Genomic DNA, 18,996 nt, shown 5'->3' with positions numbered 1-18,996 from the left:
TCACCCTGAGGAGCTTGCGAAGCAAGCGTCTCGAAGGGCGACGCCACAGTCGGGCCGCATGGTTCGAGACGCGCGCGATGCGCGCTCCTCACCATGAGGGTTGACGTCGAGCGCGCTGCCCTCTCCTCCGTCATTGCGAGCGCAGCGAAGCAATCCAGACTCCCTCCGCGGAAAGATTCTGGATTGCTTCGCTGCGCTCGCAATGACGACTTGGAGGGAGCTGACGCTCCCAAAACCACGCTAGCTCGCGGATGTTTCCAAACCCGCAAGCGGAGCGGCGTGAAGAGACCTCACGCCTCGCCGCGCAGCCACGCCTTTACCTTCTGCAACAGACCGTGTCGCAGCTCGTCAACGGAAGCGGCTTCGGCCGGCGTCAGCGTCTGCATCGCGGCATCGACGTCATCGCTCGCGAGCGGCGGCGTCGGCTCTGGAGCGGAAGCAGGCGCGAGGCCGGCGGCCGCCAGCGCGATCGGGCCGACTTGCACCAGAAAGGCCCGCTCGTACTCTCGCGACAGGCGCGCGAGCGCGTCTTCCAGCGTCAGCCAGTCGACTGCCTTGATGTCGTTCATCAGCTTGCGGACGGGACCATCCCCGGCCTCCATGCGCCAGAAATGCACGACCTTGGAGCGGCCACCGGACTGATAGACGAGCGTGCCCAAAAATTCGTGGATGGCGACCTCGTGGCCGGTCTCTTCCAGCACCTCGCGGTGCGCGGCCTGTTTCGGCGTCTCGCCGTCGTCGAGCTTGCCCTTGGGCAGGACCCATTCGTTGCGCTTGCGCTGGCGCACGACGGCAATCAGCGGCGGCGCCCCTCGCCGCAGCACAATACCACCCGCCGCCATGACCGGCGCCCGCGCCATCACCGAATCCGTGTCGATCAAATCGTCCCCACGGACGATATAGGCGGCCGACGCGGCGGATTGAAGGCTAGTTTTTTCTCAGCAACGCTTGACCAGCGCGAATGCGCGTGCCTTCGGCGATGCCGTCGCAGAAGCTGAAATCGCCGGGCGCGAGGATGATGATGGTCGAGCCATGCTCGAACCAGCCGAGCTCCTCGCCCTTGCTCACGTTGACGTCGCAGGAAAAATTGACCGGCCCCCTGGTTTGCGCATTCAGCACCATGTCGAGGAAGTGCAGGCGGATGCTTGCGACCAGGATCGCGGCGACCGGCACCAGCGTCACGGTCTCGCCCGTCGACAGATGCGTGCGGATCACCGCCCGCTCGTTCTTGCAAAAGAGACGCTCGACCCGCTTCAGCGCGATCGGGTTGACGTTCCAGACGTCGCCATTGATCAGCGTGACGCGCTCGATATGCGCATCATAGGGCGCGTGGAAGCGGTGATACATGCTCGAGGTCAGCCGCAGCGTGACGAAGGAGCCGTTGCGGTGCTGGTCGACCAGCGCGGAATCGCCGAGCAAATCGAGCAGCGAGTAAGGCGCGCCCTTGACTTGGAACAGCTCGGTGTCGGCGATCCGACCATGGGCGCCGACGATGCCGTCAGACGGACTGGCGACAATTGAAGGATCCGGATCAAAGGGCCGCAAGCCGGGCTTGAGCTCCCGGGTGAAGCAGTCGTGCAGGCTCCTGAAATGGGTCTTTCGCGCCTCCGACAGATCGAGGTCGGAGAACAGCTTCCACAGCGCGATGGAGCCGTCCCGAATGAGCGGGTTCTCGATCTTGGAGAACCAGCCCATGAAGCGGGTCAGCGCGGCGCGGGGGATGCGGTTGGTCAACAGGAAGTTGAGGTCTTCCTGCTGGGTGAAAGAGGCGATGAGGGCTTTGACTGTCATGAATCTGTCAGCTCGCAGTATTAGCGCTTGTTGTCATGGAAACGACACTCCCGATTCTCTCATTTTCCGTGGCCGCCGCAGCGTCCGCTGCCGCCGCCTTCCCGAAGATCAAGGCGCGGCTCGCATTGTCCCGCGCCAAGCACCGCTCGCTCGCGGGGCACTCCAAGATGTCGCGTCGGGTAGCAAAGCTGCTCCCGTTCTACGAGTTCGAGGGTGATCAGTACTTTGCATGCGACGGTGCGCCAGCGGACATCGCGGCCCAGCGCAAGGACGCCTTCTTCCGCCTCGCCAGCCTCTACGCCGAGCGCTACCCCAAGGGCCGCGCGATGACGAAGGAAGCGGCGGAAAAGATCTCCGACCTGCACTTCACCGAGACCTACCGCGTGCCGTTCCAGTTCTCGCGTCTGGTCCGCGAGCATCTGGGCACCTCGACCTTCTTGGACTCGTCGAGCGGCGTCACCGTCACTGATGTCGACGGCAACACCTCCTACGACCTCACCGGGTCCTACGGCGTCAACATCTTCGGCAACGACTTCTACAAGGAGTGCATCGAGGGCTCCGAGAAGCGCGCACACGCGCTCGGACCGGTGCTCGGCCCCTACCATCCCGTCATCCTCGAGAACGTGCAGCGGCTCTGCCAGATCTCGGGCCTCGACGAAGTCTCGTTCCACATGTCCGGCACCGAGGCCGTGATGCAGGCGGTGCGGCTGGCGCGCTACCACACCAAGTGCACGCATCTCGTCCGCTTTGCGGGGGCCTATCACGGCTGGTGGGGCGACGTGCAGCCCGGCGTCGGCAATCCGATTCCCGCGCACGAGACCTACACCCTCGCCGAGATGTCGGAGAAGACGCTGCATGTGCTGCGCACGCGCAAGGACATTGCCTGCGTGCTGGTCAATCCGCTCCAGGGCTTGCATCCGAACGGCAACGCGCCCGGCGATTCCTCGCTGGTCGACAGCTCCCGCGGCGGCAATTTCGACCGCGCGGCCTATACCGAATGGCTGAAGAAGCTGCGCGAGGTCTGTACCGAGCGCGGCATCGTGCTGATCTTCGACGAGGTCTTCGTCGGCTTTCGCCTCGCCGCCGGCGGCGCCCAGGAATATTTTGGCGTCAAGGCCGACATGGTGACCTACGGCAAGAGCCTCGCCGGCGGCCTGCCGGTGGGCGTCGTCTGCGGGAAGAAGGAGCTGATGCGCCGCTTCCGCGACGACCGTCCCGCCGACATCTGCTTCGCCCGCGGCACCTTCAACTCGCATCCCTACGTGATGACGGCAATGGACGAGTTTCTGAGCCGGCTCGCCAGCCCGAACTTCCGTGCCATCTATGACGGGCTGGACGCCACCTGGAACGGCCGCGCGCAAAAGCTCAACCAGATGATGGAGGGAGCCGACCTGCCGGTGCGGTTCGCAAACTTCTCGTCGATCTGGACGGTGAAATACACCACCCCGTCCCGCTACAACTGGATGCTGCAATATTACCTGCGCGCCGAGGGCCTGTCCTTGAGCTGGGTCGGGACCGGCCGGCTGATCTTCAGCCTGAACTACACCGACGCCGATTTCACTGAGGTCGCCGAGCGTTTCGTCCGCGCGGCCGAGAAGATGAAGGCCGACGGCTTCTGGTGGCACGATGGCGTCCTCACCAACAAGACCATCAAGCGGCAGATCCTGAAAGAGATGCTCGCCAAGCGCTTCGGGCGCTGAGGTCGATTCTCCGCTCCAAACCACAGTCGTTCCGGGGCGGCTCGAAGAGCCGAACCCGGAACCTCGAGATTCCGGGTCTGGTCCTTCGGACCATCCCGGAATGACGGTGTTTGCGGCGTCGCGCGATCTCACTTCCCCGCACGCGGGGAGAGGCGAAAATGCCCCCAAGACGTGGATGCCCGGGACGAGCCCGGGCATGACGCAACCATCAGACATCGGAGGCCTTGGTGAGAACGGCGCGCTCAGGCGTGCTGCTCTTCGAGCGTGGGCTCGCCGATCAGGCCCAGCGTGTGCTCGGGGTTGAGGTGCAGGCCGGGGTCCATCAGCTCGCCGCGCATCAGCGCCAGCGGCGCATTGCGGTAGAGCATCAGGTCGTGGAAGGGGTCGGTCAGGATCTTCGTCATCCAGACGAGGCCGGTCTCGACGTCGCGGATGAAGAACAGGTGCACCGTGCGGAACAGGAGACCGCCGCCGCCGACCACGAGCCAGATCTTGGCGACCTGCCGCATGAAGTCGGTCGCGCCCGCCCAGGGCGTGAACAGTCCGAACAGCGTGGGATCGACCAACAGCACCACCGGCGACAGCGCCCAGATCGACATCAGCACCACCTTGCGCTGAAGATTGTAGCCGACCTTGATCTCTTCCTTGTGCTCGTGCGTCGCCTGGTTGACGTGGTCGTAGCCGTGCGGCTCGAAGAAGAAGTGACCAGCCTGGCGCGAGGTCATCGAGACCAGCCAGCCCACCAGCGCGGAGATCACGGGATCGACGAACAGCCAGACATAGGCGAAGAGAAAGCTCAGCGCGCTGACGAAGTGCAGGCTCTGGTTGATGCGGCTGTGGTGATAGTAGCGATGGTCGTCCCAGCGCTGGATCCGCAGCTGTTCGAGATAGTTCTTGATCATGCTCTCCCCCAAAATGCTTTCGGGTTCAGGATTTACAGGGATTCGGTGTACGCCGTGTGACATCATCATTTTGTCATGTGACGACGTGCAGCGGCGCGATGACGCACGCGACGCGTAGACTTGGATCAAGCCGCTTTGGCGACGTCGATCTTGCGGAAGCGCACCAGCGAGAAATGACCGAGCGGCGGAATCAGGCGGCGCTCGGCGAGCTCGATGCCGTTGGCACCGGCCAGCCACTTGGCGTAACGCGACCAGGCGAACTCGGCGGTGCGGAAACCGAGCGGACGCACCACCGGCTGGAGCTTCTGCTCGATGAAGCGGCGCATGCCGGTATCGGCGCTGACGCGGGTGAGGATGATCAGCTCGCCGCCCGGGCGCAGCACGCGGGCGAATTCGTCCAGCGCGACTTCCGGATTCGGCACGGCCGTGACGACGTATTGCGCCATCACGACGTCGAAGGAGTTGTCGGGGAATTCGAGCTTCTCGGCATCCATCACCGCGAGGCCTTCGACGTTGTTCAGCTTGCCCTCGGTGACGCGCTGGCGCGCCTTGTCGAGCATCGCCTCCGAGATGTCGGTGCCGAAGATGCGCAGATGCGGCGCGTAGAGCGGCAGCGAGATGCCGGTGCCGACGCCGACCTCGAGCACACGGCCGCCGATCTTGTTGGTGGCCGCGATCGCGGCCTGCCGGCCCTTGGCGAACACGCCTCCGAACACGAGGTCGTAGACCGGCGCCCAGCGGTCATACGCCTGCTCGACCGTGCCACGGGTGAGATCGAGTTGCTGGGTGCCGTCAAGGTTCATGATCTTAGCCATCGATGAGGTTCTCGCTGTGGTTCAAAACGTTGGGGTCAACCGCGCACCGGCCGCCGCGCCATGACCGGCGAGGCGCGCAAGGCACGGCTGGGCTGAAGTGAGGTGAGATTGCCGACGAACTGGCGCGCGCTGTTTTCCCAGGAGCGCTCCAGCGCGAAGTTGCGGCAGGTCTGGCGCGACATGGTGAGCGCGCGCAGGCACGCGGCACGCAAATCGTGGTCGATCGCGCCGATCGGATGATCGGCGATGACGTCCTTCGGACCCGTCACCGGAAACGCCGCAACCGGCGTGCCGCAGGCGAGCGCTTCGAGCTGCACCACGCCGAACGTGTCGGTCAGGCTCGGAAACACGAACACGTCGGCGGCGGCGAGATGCGCGGTGAGATCGGCGCCCTTCTTCTCGCCGAGGAAGACGGCATCGGGATATTTCTTTTCAAGGGCGGCCTTCTGCGGGCCGTCACCGACGACGACCTTGGTGCCGGGCAGGTCGAGCGAGAGGAATGCCTCGAGATTCTTCTCCACCGCCACGCGGCCCATCGTCATGAAGATCGGCCCGGGCAGATCGAGCTTGGCCGGAGAGTCAGGATGGAACAGCTCGGTGTTGACGCCGCGCGTCCAGAAGCCGAGCCGCTTGAAGCCGCGCCCGGACAGCTCCTGCCGCAGCGAGGGCGTCGCCACCATCGTCATCGCGGCGGCATCGTGGAAGTGGCGCAGCACGGCGTAGCCGACAGCAGCCGGAATGCCGGTCCGCACCGAGACGTATTCGGGAAAGCGCGTGGTGTAGGAGGTGGTGAAGGCGAGCCGGTTGCGGCGGCAATAGGCCCGCGCCGCCCAGCCGATCGGCCCTTCGGTCGCGATGTGCAGGGCCTCCGGCGCCGCCCTCTCGATCCGCCGCGCAATCTCCTTGCCGCTCGGCAGTGCAATGCGCAGCCCCGGATAGGTGGGCAACGGCCACGACCGAAAGCCGTCCGGCGTGAGGAAGTCGATCTCGACATCCAATGCCTTGGCAGCGCCGGCCAGCGAGGTCAGCGTCCGGACCACACCGTTAACCTGCGGATGCCAGGCGTCAGTCGCGATTAATACCCGCATGGGAAAATCCCGAGAGTTTGATGATTCTCGGCTTAGGACCATCAACCACGGATATTTCAGGCGTGTGACGTCATAGAAGTGTCGGCCCGCTGTTTTGTTCGTTAACGGGTCCGCTCAGCCACGAAACCGTCATGAAACAATCCTTTCCGCCATGAAACCGTTTTCGGTTTTCCGCGCAAACGTCCCGAAACTTCTTGCCGTTAGTGATTTAGGCAACAGAGCACCGCAACGGTGCCGGGGTGACCAAGAAACACCGCGCAAACAGGGGCGACCAATGATCAATCTGGACACGTTGAAGAACTATTCGCGCGCCGTTGCGTTTGGCGCAGTGGCTGTGACCGCGATCGCATTCGCCGGCCCGGCCAAGGCCGCGCCCGTGCAGCTCTTCCCGTTCTTCCAGCCGCTGCCGCCGATCGCAGCGCCGCAGCCATACCAGCCTTATCAAGCCACGCCCTATCAGGCCGCGCCGTCCGAAGATCAGGACGCCGTCGAAACGCCCGCGCGGTTCCGCCGCCAGACGGTCTCCTACGCGACGCGTGAGGCGCCGGGCACCATCATCATCGATACACCCAACACGTACCTCTATCTCGTGCTCGGCAACGGCCAGGCGATGCGCTACGGCATCGGCGTCGGTCGCGACGGCTTCACCTGGTCCGGCACCCAGTCGGTGACCAAGAAGGCCGAGTGGCCGGATTGGACCCCGCCGCCGGAGATGATCGCCCGCCAGCCCTATCTGCCGCGCCACATGGCCGGCGGTCCCGGCAACCCGCTCGGCGCCCGCGCCATGTATCTCGGCGGCACCATCTACCGCATCCACGGCACCAACGCGCCCGACACCATCGGCAAGCACGTCTCCTCCGGCTGCATCCGCCTGACCAATGACGACGTCTCCGACCTCTACTCCCGCGTCAACGTCGGCACCAAGGTGATCGTGCTGCCGATGACCGAACGCCGCGCGGACCTCGGAGCCGCGACGCGGTAAGCGGCAGGACATTGTGACGCAAGCGGCCCCGGAACCCACCGGGGCCGTTTTCGTTTGCCCTCGGCATCCCGATGCGCGCGCGTGCTGCGGCGCGATCCCCGATGGAGGCGCAAATGCAATCACGCCCGCAAACGCGGCCAGGCACATGGCTGCGCGCGATCACTGGCGTCGGCGCACTGACGCTGCTGCTGTCCGCGCCCTCCTCGCTCGCACAGCAGCCGGCGAGCAACGACTCGGGCCAGCAAGCCTTCAACAATTCCTGTCGAACCTGCCACTCCGTGAAAGAGGGCGATAATCGTCTGGGTCCTAACCTCAATAAAATCGTCGGACGCAAGGCCGGCGCGCTGCCGGACTACAACTATTCCTCGTCGATGAAAGAAGCCGGCTTCGTCTGGGACCAGGACAAACTCACCCGCTTCATGGTCAAGCCGGACGAGGTCGTATCCGGCAACAAGATGCAGCCCTATGGCGGCGTCTCGGCGGAGGAAGCGGCGAAGGTGGTTGCTTATCTGCAGGCGGCGGCGAACTCGCAGTAACGCCTCCGCTGAAGGCGGAGCCGTATTCATCTGCGTCCGTGGCCATCCATGCTCACCGCGCGCCGACCGCGCTCCGCCGCTCCGAGATCAGCCTCAACCATGCCGCCGAATGAAACGCGCTCATCAGCAGATACATCGGCATCATCCCTCCGAGCATCGCCCCCTGTCCGGCGCCACACAGCATGTCCGCCGGGCCATCCAGCACGGCCGTCAACGCCGCCATGATCGCGAAGGTCGGCGTCGCCGCTAAGGCCAGCCATCTGGCGAGGTGGCGCGCGGCCACCACACCATTACGGCTCGCGCCAGCAGTTGCGCTGACGGGACTAGTCACGGCCTTCCGCCGCCTCCTCGCGAAAAGCCTTCTCGCCGGCCGCCGAGATCTCGACCCATTTCTTGTCGGGCGCAGCACCTTCGGTGTAGCTGTCGTGCCAGTTCCACCATTTGTAGGTCGGCGTTTGCGGATAGCCTTTCGGCGAATCCTCCCAGACCTCCTGCCGTCCCAGCGCCGTGATGTCGAGATAGTTCCAGGTGCCGCCCATCTGCTCGTCGCCGCGGCTCTTGACGAAGTAGGTGCGGAAGATGCGCATCCCGTCGCGGAAGAACACGTTGGTCCCGTGCCATTCGTCGACGCCGAAATCGGCATCGAAACTGTCGGTGACGGTGACCCATGGCATGGTCCAGCCCATCCGCTGCTTCAGCCGGATGATATCGGCCTGCGGCGCGCGCGAGGCGAACACCAGCGTGGTATCGCGGGCGTTCAGGTGCGAGACATGGGCGACCTGGTCGGCCACCATGGAGCAGCCGCGGCAGGCATGATCGGGCCAGCCGAACACGCCCGGCTCGAAGAAGGCGCGGTAGACGATCAGCTGCCGCCGGCCCTGGAACAGGTCGTGCAGACTGACCTTGCCGCCGGGCCCCTCGAACGCATAGGTTTTGGCGACTTCCATCCACGGCATGCGCCGGCGCTCGGCAGCCAGGGCGTCGCGGGCACGGGTATGCGCCTTTTCCTTCACGAGCAGTTGCTGACGGGCGGCCTCCCAGTCCTGCGGCGACACCACCGGCGGTGTTTGCATGGCGGCCTGTCCGTTATTTCCTGCGTTTTCAGCTGATGTCATCATGGCTCTCCAAAGCATTTGCTTGACGTCCTGCCAACGATTTCTGGCACCAAGCGGTTGCGCGGTGGGAGTAACAAGTGTGGCGGGATTTGAATGGAGTCGCTGATCACGGCCGCGGCCCGCGCGCTCGAAGCCGGCGATCCGCTCGGCGCGCTGAACCGCGTTGCGCTTCGCAACGATGCACCTTCGCTGGCGCTGCGCGGCATCGCGATGGCTCAGCTCGGCGATCTCGCGAAGGCGAAGACATTGCTGCGCAGCGCCGCACGCGCCTTCGGACCTAAAGAAGCGATCGCACGCGCAAGATGCGTGGTGGCGGAAGCCGAGATCGCGCTCGTCTCGCGCGACCTGAATTGGCCGGCCAAGACGCTCGCGGCCGCGCGGGCGACGCTCGAACGACACGGTGACCTCGCCAACGCCGCCCATGCGGGTCACATCGAGGCGCGCCGTCTTCTCCTCGTCGGCCGCCTCGACGAGGCCGAACGCACGCTGGCCGAGATCAAGACCACGCCGCTGCACCCGGCTTCGCAGGTCGCCCGCGAGCTCGTGCTCGCCGGCATCGCCATCAGGCGGCTCAGAACCAAAGACGCGCGCGCGGCGCTCGGCCGCGCGGCTCGCGCAGCACGGCAGGCCGGCATTCCTGCGCTTGCGGCCGAGGTCGAAAGCACGAGCCACGTGCTCGACACGCCCGCAGCGCGCCTGATCACGCGCGGGCACGAACGGCCGTTGCTGCTCGAGGAGGTCGAGGACCTCGCGACATCGGAGGCGCTCGTCGTGGACACGTTCCATCACGCGGTTCGCAGGCGCGGCATCCTCGTGCCGCTCGGAAGGCGGCCGGTGCTGTTCGCGCTCGCCCGCATCCTGGCGCAGGCCTGGCCCGCGGATGTCTCGCGGGAAGCGTTGATCACAGGAGCGTTTCAGGCAAGGCACGTCGATGAATCGCATCGCGCCCGGCTGCGCGTCGAAATCGGGCGGCTCCGCACCAAGCTCAAGCCTCTCGCCGATGTCAGCGCGACCCGGCAAGGTTTTGCGCTGACGCCGCGCAAGACAACGCGCAAGACACCCGGCAAGACGCGGCAGGTTCTCGTGCTGGCAAGACCCGTCGAGGAGAAGCACGCCACCGTGCTCGCCTTCCTCTCCGACGGCGAGCCCTGGTCGAGCTCGGCGCTCGCGCTGGCGCTGGGAACGAGCGCGCGCACCGTGCAACGGGCCCTCGAAGAGCTGGCGCGATCGAACAAGGTGCAGTCCTTCGGACACGGACGGGCGCGGCGCTGGATGACTCCTCCCGTCCCGGGTTTCCCGACAGGCTTGTTACTCCCCGGACCGCTTCTGAAGACGTAGGATGGTCATCTCACAGGGATCAAGCAGATGAAACGTTCAGCCGCCGAGATCGTCAGGGAATACGGGCCCTTTGCGGGCGTCGAAGCCGTGCACGGCGTCACCTATGACGGCACCCATGTGTGGTTCGCGTCCGGCGACAGATTGAACGCGGTCGATCCGGCCGATGGCAAGATTGCCCGCTCCATCGATGTCGCCGCGCATGCGGGAACGGCGTTCGACGGCCGGCACCTGTTCCAGATCGCCGAGGACCGCATCCAGAAGATTGACGCGGCGACCGGCAAGGTGCTCGCCACCATCCCTGCGCCTGGCGGCGGTGGCGATTCCGGATTGGCCTGGGCCGAGGGCTCGCTCTGGGTCGGGCAGTATCGGGAGCGCAAGATCCATCAGGTCGATCCCCAGACCGGAAAAGTTCTCCGCACCATCGAAAGCAAGCGCTTCGTCACCGGGGTGACCTGGGTGGACGGCGAGCTCTGGCACGGCACCTGGGAAGGCGAGGATAGCGACATCAGGCGGATCGACCCCGATACGGGCAAGGTGCTGGAGCAGCTCGACCTGCCCGCCGGGACGATGGTTTCAGGGTTGGAGTCCGATGGCGGCGACCGTTTCTTCTGCGGTGGGGGAGATCGCGGCAATGTGAGAGCGGTGCGCCGCCCCAAACGCGCTGCCCCGTGATTGCTGCCTGAATGCACGGCAATTGCGCGTTCACGGCCGTTAACCCATTCGCCCCAATTCCACCCCATCGGTACGCTCTAGCGCCCCTCTCGCCCGCCCTGTAAAATCCCTCCCGGGCGGTCTGGGGGATTGATGCGACTAACGCTGAACTTGAAGACTATCCTGATCGCCGTCGCGGTGCTCGCGGCGTCGTTCGTCATCAGCCTGAAGGCGATGGACTGGCTGTCGCCACGCGCGAGCAATTCCGCGCCCCCGGTCGCGCAACTGCCACCGCTGCCGCCGGCCGCGAAGAGCTCGATCGTGATCGCGCCGGTCGCCATCGCGGTGTCGGCGATCCGCGAGCAGGCCGAGAAGGCCGCGCCGCGTAATTTCGCGGGGAAGGCCGACAACCCGATCTCGCAGATCCTGGAGAACGCCGACATCGGCTGGTCTGCCGTGCGCGGGCCGATGGCGGCTGCCGGCGACAAGGACGTGCTGACGATCTCGACGCCACTCAGCGGCAAGCTGAACGTAACGGGATCGCTGTCCTCGAAGGCCACCGGCGCGCTCGGCGACGCGCTCAGCGGCGTGCTCGGCGGTGACGCGGCGAAACGGATCGGCGCGGTCAACATCAAGAACCTGAATGCCAGCGCCGAGATCAAGGGTAATGTGGTCATCACCTCGCGCCCGAAGCTCGCCGCGAACTGGCATCTCGAGCCCAATCTCGGCGCCCAGGTCAATCTCGGCGACACCAACCTCAACGTCGCCGGCGCCAAGGTCAACGTGCCGGCGCAGGTGAAGCCGCTGATCGACAAGAACGTCGGCGAGCAGATCAACATCGTCTCCGAGCGCATCCGCAACGATCCGTCGCTGCGGGAGAATGCGAAGCTGCAATGGGCCAAGGCCTGCCGCTCGATTCCGCTGCAAGGCTCGGGGTCTTCCGCCGCGCTGCCGCCGCTCTGGCTCGAGATGAAGCCGACCCGCGCCATCGCGGCGCAGCCGCGCGTCGACGCACAGAACGTGACGCTGCTGCTTGGCCTCGAGCTCGAGACGCGCGTGATCTCGACACCGTCCAAGCCGGACTGTCCGTTCCCCGACAAGATCTCGATCGTGCCGCCGACCGGCACCGGCGTGAACATCGGCGTGCCGATCGACGTGCCCTTCACGGAGATCAACAAGCTGATCGCGGCGCAGATGGTCGGCCACACCTATCCCGAGGACGGCTCCGGTCCGGTCGATGTCACCGTGAAAAGCGTCAACGTGGTCCCGTCGGGCGAGCGGCTGCTGATCTCGCTCCTGGTCCGCGCCAAGGAAAAGAAGAGCTGGCTCGGTCTCGGCGCGGAGGCGACCGTGCATATCTGGGGCCGGCCGATGCTCGACCAGGCGCAGCAGACGCTGCGGCTCGCCGATATCCAGCTCGCGGTGGAATCCGAGGCGGCCTTCGGCCTGCTCGGCGCGGCGGCGCGCGCGGTCGTGCCGCAGATGCAGCAGGCGCTGGTGCAGAAGGCGTCTCTCGACCTGAAGCCGATCGCCGCCAACGCCCGCGAGAAGATCGCGGCCGCGATCGCCGACTACCAGAAGAGCGAGGACGGCCTCAAGGTCGATGCCAAGATCGACAGCCTCACCCTCGCCGACATCGCCTTCGATTCCAAGACGCTGCGCATCGTCGCCGAAGCCGGCGGCTCGCTCAATGTGTATGTCACCAAGCTGTCGGGAATGTAGCGCGCGCCTTTCCTCAACGGGTCCGTTCGCGTCGTCGCTTGCGCCGCTGGCATTCTGGTCGGAGGATGCTAAGCTGCTCTTCACAACCTCGGACGAGGTCCTGACAGCATCGTAGCTGATAACGCGAGGACAACATGGAAGCCGGCACGGTCACTCCTGCGCCGGCACTGGTGCGCTTTTCCGGCATTCAAAAGACCTATGATGGCGAGCACCTCGTGGTGAAGAACCTCGATCTCGACATCAGGAAGGGCGAGTTCATCACCCTGCTCGGCCCGTCCGGATCGGGCAAGACGACCACGCTGATGATGCTGGCCGGCTTCGAGGTTCCGACCCAGGGCGAGATCTACCTCGCGGACCGGCCGATCAAGAACGTGCCGCCGCACAAGCGCGACATCGGCATGGTGTTCCAGAACTATGCCTTGTTTCCGCACCTGACGATCGCGGAGAATATCGCCTTCCCGCTATCCGTCCGCAACACGAACAAGGCGGAAGCGCAGGAGCGCGTCAGAGCGGCGTTGCGCATGATCAAGATGGAAACCCTGGCGCAGCGGCGGCCCGGGCAGCTGTCCGGCGGTCAGCAGCAGCGCGTGGCGCTGGCCCGCGCGCTGGTTTTCAATCCGCAACTCGTGCTGATGGACGAGCCCCTGGGCGCCCTGGACAAACGCCTGCGCGAGCAGATGCAGCTGGAGATCAAGCAGTTGCACGAGACGATGGGCATCACGATCGTCTATGTCACCCACGATCAGAGCGAAGCGCTCACGATGTCGGACCGCATCGCCGTGTTCAACGACGGCATCGTGCAGCAGATCGACAGGCCCGACGCGCTGTATGAGCATCCCGTCAACAGCTTCGTCGCTCACTTCATCGGCGAGAACAACGTGCTGGCCGGCACCGTCGAGACGATCGACAAGGACTATTGCCGCGTCGCGCTGGCCGGTGGCGGCACCGTGACCGCACGGACGGTCAACGTATCAGGCGCGGGCGCATCGACATCGCTGTCGGTGCGGCCGGAACGGATCGCCATCATCCCGGATGGCACCTCCAGCGACGGACCGAACCGGCTGCCGGCCAGGGTGCAGAACACCATCTATCTCGGCGACCACGCGCTGGCCGTGCTCGATGTCTCAGGGAATGCCGAGTTCATGGTCAAGCTTCCGCCGGGGGCGCATGCCAATCTGAAGCATGGTGAAAGTGTATTCGTCACCTTCCGCCCGGAGGACTGCCTGGCGCTCGATCACGTCTGAGCCGACCGGCATCGATCAACGTCAACGCATATGAAGAAGGAACAAAGACCATGCTGAAGCGCAAGATTGGCAAGATTGCTCTGGGGTTCGCGGCGGCGTTGGGCGCCAGTGCGGCGCTGGCCACGGTCGCGCAGGCGCGTGACCTCACCGTCGTGTCGTGGGGCGGCGCGTATCAGGATGCCCAGAAGAAGGTCTATTTCGAGCCGTTCAAGAAAGCGGCCGGCGTTCCGATGAACGACGAGTCCTGGGACGGCGGCGTCGGCGTGTTGCGCGCCAAGGTGCAGGGTGGTGCCGCCACCTGGGACGTCGTGCAGGTCGAGAGCGACGAACTGGCGGTCGGCTGCGAGGAAGGCCTGTTCGAGAAGATGGATTATTCCAGGATCGGTGGCGAGGCCGCCTATATACCGCCGTCAGTCAATCCCTGCGGCGTCGGCGCCATCCTCTACGATTTCGTTCTCGGCTACGACAAGGACAAGCTGAAGGAGGCACCTCACGGCTGGGTCGACTTCTTCGACACCAAGAAGATTCCTGGCAAGCGGGCCTTGCGTCAGGGCCCGAAGACCACGCTGGAGATCGCCCTCATGGCCGACGGCGTCGCACCGAAGGACGTCTACAAGGTGCTGGCGACCGACGAGGGCGTCGAGCGCGCGTTCAAGAAGCTGGACACCATCAAGGGCGACATCGTCTGGTGGAAGGCCGGCGCCCAGCCGCCGCAATTGCTCGCCTCCGGCGAGGTGGCGATGACCTCGGTCTACAATGGCCGCATCGACACCGCGAACAAGAACGAGAAGAAGAATTTTGGCATGGTGTGGGACGGAGCGCTCTTCACGCTCGACACCTGGGTCATCCTGAAAGGTAGCCCGAACAAGGACGCGGCCTACAAGTTCCTGGACTTCGCCGGCAAAGCGGAGAACCAGTCGAAACTGTCGGAGAACATTGCCTATGGCACCTCGAACAAGGACGCAGCCGCCCTGCTCGCGCCTGCTGTTCTGAAGGACCTGCCGACGGCACCTGACAACATCAAGAACGCGGTCGAGATCAACGTTGCCTTCTGGCTCGAGAACATCGACCGCCTGACCGAGCGCTTCAACAAATGGGCAGCGAAATAGCGCGCGACAGCACCGGCATGCGGCGCGCATTGAAAGCAGTTTCGTCGCGGCCATCCTTCGAGACGCCCGCCTTAGGCGGGCTCCTCAGGATGAGGACGGAGCGTGCGGCAGCGACTTCAGAGAGCCTCATCCTGAGGAGACCGCGAAGCGGTCGTCTCGATGGAGGAGGCGCTTGCTCAGGTCGCTCCAAAAGGCCACACGCGATTGCCACAGCCAAAATGGCGAGAAATGTCCGGTCACAATGGGGCTCCCGATGACGGCAGCCTCCTCAACCGGCGCCGATGCCCGGACCGAGGTGCCGCTCAAGCGCCGATTGAGGCGTGCGGAGCGGACACGCCAGATCAAGGCATTGGCGCTGGTGGTGCCGCTTCTCGTCTTTCTGCTCTTCACCTTCGCAGGCCCGATCGCCGGGATGCTGTGGCGCTCGGTCGATGACCGGGAGGTGCGTCGGGTTCTGCCTCAAACCGTGGCTGCTCTCGCCGCCTGGGACGGCAAGGACCTGCCGGATGAAAAAGCCTACGCGGCACTGGCAAGCGACATCCTGGCGGCGCGCGCCTCCGGCACCATCGCCATCGCGGCGAAGCGCCTCAACTACGCGCTGAACGGCTTCCGCACGATCCTGACCAGCACCGCACGCAATCTGAAGGCGGTGCCGGAGCGAGGGGCGGCCAAGGAGACGCTGGGCAAGATCAACCCGGCCTGGCGCGAGCGCACCACCTGGACGACGATCAAGGACGCCGGCGGCCCGGTCACCGGCTTCTACCTGCTGGCAGCACTCGACCTGACGCGGAACGTGGAGGGAGCGATTGTCGCGTCCCCACCAGATCAGGCGATCTACCGCGATGTTTTCGCCCGTACCTTCCTTATCAGCCTCGGTGTCACGGCACTTTGCCTGATGCTTGGCTTCCCGGTCGCTTACTTGCTCGCAGCGCTGCCGCCGGGCCGGTCGAATCTGCTGATGATCTTCGTCCTGCTGCCTTTCTGGACTTCGCTTCTGGTCCGCACCTGCGCCTGGATCGTTCTGTTGCAGAGCAAAGGCGTCGTGAACGACAGCCTGCTCTGGCTTGGCATCATCGACGAGCCGTTGCGCCTGATCTACAACCGCTTCGGTGTCTGCGTGGCCATGACCCACGTTCTCCTGCCGTTCATGATCCTGCCGCTGTACAGCAGCATGAAGGCGATCTCGCCTGCTTACATGCGAGCCGCCGCCTCGCTCGGTGCGCCACCGGTCGCCGCCTTCCTGCGGATCTACCTGCCTCAAACCCTGCCCGGCATCGGCGCCGGAAGCCTGCTCGTCTTCATCCTGGCGCTCGGTTACTACATCACGCCGGCACTGGTCGGCGGCGCCGCCGATCAAATGATCAGCTACTTCATCGCGCTCTACACGACCGAGACGGCCAATTGGGGCCTTGCTTCGGCACTGGGTGCGGTGCTGCTGCTCGCCACTATCCTGCTCGCTCTCGTCTACGGAAAGCTGGTGCAGGGACAGCAGGTCACGGGAGGGATGAAGAATTGAGCGACAACGCTTCCCTCCGCACGCCCAGCCAGCGCATCGCGTGGACCGCGACCATCATTGTCTCCACGCTGGTGTTCATCTTCCTGATCGCGCCGATCCTTGCGATCGTGCCGCTGTCCTTCAGCTCGGGCTCGTACCTCACCTATCCGCTGCCGGGCCTCTCCCTGCGCTGGTATGACGACTTCATCAACTCGCCGCGCTGGATGAATTCCCTGAAGAACAGCATGATCATCGGTGTCGCCTCGACCCTGCTGTCGATGGTGCTTGGCACGCTGGCCGCGCTGGGGCTGGCGCAGTGGAAGAGCCGGTTCAAGCCGCTCGTGCTGGCCTTCGTGCTGTCGCCGGTCGTCGTGCCCGGCGTCATCACCGCGGTCGGCCTGTATTTCTTCTTCGCGCCGATCGGACTGACCGGCAGTTATCTCGGCCTGATCCTGGCCCACACCGCCCTGGCGACGCCCTTTGTGGTGATCACGGTCAGCGCGACGCTGCAGAGCTTCGACACCAATTTGGCACGCGCCGCCGCCTCGCTCGGCGCCTCGCCGGTTGATGCGTTCCGACGCGTGATCCTGCCGCTGATCCTGCCTGGCCTCGCGTCGGGCGCGCTGTTCGCCTTCGCGACCAGCTTCGATGAAGTGGTGATCGTGCTGTTCATGGCAGGTCCGGAACAGCGCACCCTGCCGCGCGAGATGTTCAGCGGCATCCGCGAGAACATCAGCCCGACCATCACCGCAGCGGCGGTGATTCTGACGACCGTATCCGTCATCCTTCTCGCCACTCTGGAAGGCCTGCGCCGACGCAACGAACGGCTCAAGGGCGGAAGCGCGTGAGCTTCTTCCTTCTCCCCTTGTGGGAGAAGGTGGCGCGAAGCGCCGGATGAGGGGTTGCTTCAGCGAGTTCAAATGCAAGAGATGCATGCGCGGAGAGAACCCCTCACCCGTCTCGCCGCTATCGCGGCGAGCCACCCTCTCCCACAGGGGGAGAGGGTAAAAACACGCGCCGCGTCCTGCTTATTTCTCCACCCCCTCACGCATCTTTGGCTTAGCTGCCGCGACCGTTTGTCGCTAGAACAGTCGCCGCAACAAAGCCCAAACAACAACGCAAAGGGAGAAAAACAACATGCAAAAACTCATCGCCGCGGTTGCGGCCGGTCTCGCTCTCGCCGCCACGTCGGGCGCCGCGCAGGCGCAGATTTCCGACGATGTCGTCAAGATCGGCGTGCTCACGGACATGTCGAGCCTCTATGCGGATGCGACCGGCAAGGGTTCGCTTGCCGCCGTTGAGATGGCGGTCGCCGATTACGGCGCCAAGGTCGCGGGCAAGCCGGTACAGGTGGTCGCCGCCGACCACCAGAACAAGCCGGATGTCGGCGTCAACATCGCGCGCAACTGGTACGACAACGACAAGGTCGACGCGATCTTCGACGTGCCGACGTCCTCGGTGGCGCTGCCGATCTCGGCGCTGACGCGCGAGAAGAACAAGATCCACATCAATTCCGGCGGCGGCTCATCCGACATCACCGGCGTCGCCTGCTCGCCCAACACGGTGCACTGGACCTACGACACATATGCGCTGTCGAACGTCGCCGGCAAGGCGATGGTGAAGCGCGGCGAGGACACCTGGTTTTTCGTCACCGCCGACTACGCCTTCGGCATGGCGCTGCAGCGCGACGCCGCCAACGTGGTCAAGGAGAGCGGCGGCAAGGTGCTCGGCGAGGTCCGCCATCCCCTCAACTCGTCGGACTTCTCGTCCTTCCTGCTCCAGGCCCAGGCCTCCAAGGCCAAGGTGGTCGCGCTGGCGAACGCCGGCGGCGACACCACCAACGCGCTGAAGCAGGCCGCCGAGTTCGGCCTGGTGCAAGGCGGCCAGAAGATGATCGCGCTGTTGCAGGAGGTCACCGACACGCATTCGCTCGGCATCAAGGCCACGCAAGGGCTGATCGTCACCGACGCGTTCTACTGGGACATGAACGAAGAGACGCGCGCCTTCTCCAACCGCTTCAACGAGAAGGTCGGCCACATGCCGACCATGATCCAGGCGGGGCTCTATTCGGCGACCATGCATTACCTGAAGGCGATCGAGGCCATCAAGACCGACGAGGCGCCGAAGGTGATGGAAAAAATGCGCGCCACGCCGGTCAACGACTTCTTCGCCAAGAACGGCAAGATCCGCATCGACGGCCGCATGGTCCACGACATGTATTTGTTCGAGGTCAAGAAGCCCGAGGAATCCAAGGGCGAATGGGACCTCTACAAGCTGATCGCCACCGTGCCCGGCGACGAAGCCTTCCGCCCGCTCGACAAGGGCGGCTGCCCGCTGGTGAAGGGGAACTAGGCGACCAACAACCGGCCGGCGTCAATTCCTCATCCTGAGAGCCTGACTCAAAAAGGGTAGACACCCTCAAGGTCTGGCTAGACGGCGAGTTAAGAGCCTCAGATGGGCGGCGAGCAGCCAGGCGAGCTCGGTGGCGGCAGAGCCTTCGAAGTCTTT

Annotated in this window: 18 protein-coding genes and 1 pseudogene; 11 read left to right on the top strand and 8 right to left on the bottom strand. The window is 64.8% G+C overall.

Features of this window, described 5'->3' with window-relative positions; all coding sequences use genetic code 11:
• Positions 1 to 290: 290 nt before the first annotated feature.
• Positions 291 to 860 (bottom strand): NUDIX hydrolase, encoded by a 570-nt coding sequence (locus JQ591_RS17595; RefSeq protein ID WP_211397556.1) that lies wholly within the window; start codon positions 858 to 860, stop codon positions 291 to 293.
• 67 nt (positions 861 to 927) lie between these two features.
• Positions 928 to 1,791 carry an archaetidylserine decarboxylase gene (gene asd / locus JQ591_RS17590; RefSeq protein ID WP_211397284.1) on the bottom strand — a complete coding sequence of 288 codons (864 nt, stop codon included), beginning with the start codon at positions 1,789 to 1,791 and terminating at the stop codon, positions 928 to 930.
• 35 nt (positions 1,792 to 1,826) lie between these two features.
• Here asd and JQ591_RS17585 point away from each other — a divergent pair, with 35 nt between their 5' ends.
• On the top strand, positions 1,827 to 3,491 hold the full coding sequence (locus JQ591_RS17585) for an aminotransferase class III-fold pyridoxal phosphate-dependent enzyme (RefSeq protein ID WP_211397283.1): 1,665 nt from the start codon (positions 1,827 to 1,829) through the stop codon (positions 3,489 to 3,491).
• A gap of 242 nt (positions 3,492 to 3,733) precedes the next feature.
• On the opposite strand, the gene JQ591_RS17580 is transcribed toward JQ591_RS17585, so the two are convergent.
• The 3 genes from JQ591_RS17580 to JQ591_RS17570 form a co-directional block, all read right to left on the bottom strand.
• A complete protein-coding gene (locus JQ591_RS17580; protein ID WP_211397282.1) occupies positions 3,734 to 4,393 on the bottom strand; it encodes a hypothetical protein in 660 nt (219 codons plus the stop codon).
• Positions 4,394 to 4,518: 125 nt separating this feature from the next.
• Complete coding sequence (locus JQ591_RS17575) at positions 4,519 to 5,208, bottom strand: class I SAM-dependent methyltransferase (protein ID WP_211397281.1); 690 nt, start codon at positions 5,206 to 5,208, stop codon at positions 4,519 to 4,521.
• A 35-nt stretch (positions 5,209 to 5,243) separates the two neighbouring features.
• On the bottom strand, positions 5,244 to 6,296 hold the full coding sequence (locus JQ591_RS17570; RefSeq protein ID WP_211397280.1) for a glycosyltransferase family 4 protein: 1,053 nt from the start codon (positions 6,294 to 6,296) through the stop codon (positions 5,244 to 5,246).
• A gap of 274 nt (positions 6,297 to 6,570) precedes the next feature.
• On the opposite strand from JQ591_RS17570, the gene JQ591_RS17565 reads away from it, so the two are divergent.
• Entirely contained in the window at positions 6,571 to 7,278 is a 708-nt protein-coding gene (locus JQ591_RS17565; protein WP_211397279.1) for a L,D-transpeptidase, read from the top strand.
• Positions 7,279 to 7,391: 113 nt separating this feature from the next.
• Complete coding sequence (locus JQ591_RS17560) at positions 7,392 to 7,814, top strand: c-type cytochrome (RefSeq protein ID WP_211397278.1); 423 nt, start codon at positions 7,392 to 7,394, stop codon at positions 7,812 to 7,814.
• A gap of 52 nt (positions 7,815 to 7,866) precedes the next feature.
• Here JQ591_RS17560 and JQ591_RS17555 read toward each other — a convergent pair whose 3' ends face one another.
• Both JQ591_RS17555 and JQ591_RS17550 read right to left on the bottom strand, forming a co-directional pair.
• Positions 7,867 to 8,145, bottom strand: coding sequence for a hypothetical protein (locus JQ591_RS17555; protein WP_211397277.1), 279 nt, complete (start codon positions 8,143 to 8,145; stop codon positions 7,867 to 7,869).
• Positions 8,138 to 8,932: a DUF899 domain-containing protein gene (locus JQ591_RS17550; protein ID WP_211397276.1), complete on the bottom strand. Its 795-nt coding sequence runs from the start codon at positions 8,930 to 8,932 to the stop codon at positions 8,138 to 8,140. The genes JQ591_RS17555 and JQ591_RS17550 overlap by 8 nt, the downstream gene beginning before the upstream one ends.
• A 90-nt stretch (positions 8,933 to 9,022) precedes the next feature.
• Here JQ591_RS17550 and JQ591_RS17545 point away from each other — a divergent pair, with 90 nt between their 5' ends.
• From JQ591_RS17545 to JQ591_RS17510, 8 genes are all read left to right on the top strand, one after another.
• Positions 9,023 to 10,267, top strand: a complete 1,245-nt coding sequence (locus tag JQ591_RS17545) for a helix-turn-helix domain-containing protein (protein ID WP_211397275.1) — start codon at positions 9,023 to 9,025, stop codon at positions 10,265 to 10,267.
• A 27-nt stretch (positions 10,268 to 10,294) separates the two neighbouring features.
• On the top strand, positions 10,295 to 10,939 hold the full coding sequence (locus JQ591_RS17540; protein WP_211397274.1) for a Vgb family protein: 645 nt from the start codon (positions 10,295 to 10,297) through the stop codon (positions 10,937 to 10,939).
• Positions 10,940 to 11,071: 132 nt separating this feature from the next.
• Entirely contained in the window at positions 11,072 to 12,640 is a 1,569-nt protein-coding gene (locus JQ591_RS17535) for a DUF4403 family protein (RefSeq protein WP_211397273.1), read from the top strand.
• A gap of 134 nt (positions 12,641 to 12,774) precedes the next feature.
• Entirely contained in the window at positions 12,775 to 13,884 is a 1,110-nt protein-coding gene (locus JQ591_RS17530; protein WP_211397272.1) for an ABC transporter ATP-binding protein, read from the top strand.
• Between the two features lie 50 nt (positions 13,885 to 13,934).
• Complete coding sequence (locus JQ591_RS17525; RefSeq protein WP_211397271.1) at positions 13,935 to 14,993, top strand: ABC transporter substrate-binding protein; 1,059 nt, start codon at positions 13,935 to 13,937, stop codon at positions 14,991 to 14,993.
• A gap of 253 nt (positions 14,994 to 15,246) precedes the next feature.
• On the top strand, positions 15,247 to 16,509 hold the full coding sequence (locus tag JQ591_RS17520) for an ABC transporter permease (RefSeq protein ID WP_211397270.1): 1,263 nt from the start codon (positions 15,247 to 15,249) through the stop codon (positions 16,507 to 16,509).
• Positions 16,506 to 17,336 carry an ABC transporter permease gene (locus tag JQ591_RS17515; protein WP_211397269.1) on the top strand — a complete coding sequence of 277 codons (831 nt, stop codon included), beginning with the start codon at positions 16,506 to 16,508 and terminating at the stop codon, positions 17,334 to 17,336. The genes JQ591_RS17520 and JQ591_RS17515 overlap by 4 nt, the downstream gene beginning before the upstream one ends.
• A gap of 289 nt (positions 17,337 to 17,625) precedes the next feature.
• Positions 17,626 to 18,840: an ABC transporter substrate-binding protein gene (locus tag JQ591_RS17510; RefSeq protein ID WP_211397268.1), complete on the top strand. Its 1,215-nt coding sequence runs from the start codon at positions 17,626 to 17,628 to the stop codon at positions 18,838 to 18,840.
• A gap of 66 nt (positions 18,841 to 18,906) precedes the next feature.
• Here the strand turns inward: JQ591_RS17510 and JQ591_RS17505 are convergent.
• A pseudogene (locus JQ591_RS17505) lies at positions 18,907 to 18,996 on the bottom strand (IS5/IS1182 family transposase); the annotation flags it as partial.

The sequence above is a fragment of the Bradyrhizobium canariense genome (assembly GCF_018130465.1).
In the GTDB taxonomy this organism is placed as follows: Bacteria; Pseudomonadota; Alphaproteobacteria; order Rhizobiales; family Xanthobacteraceae; genus Bradyrhizobium; species Bradyrhizobium canariense_C.
This window is presented reverse-complemented; position numbering and strand designations above follow the sequence as displayed.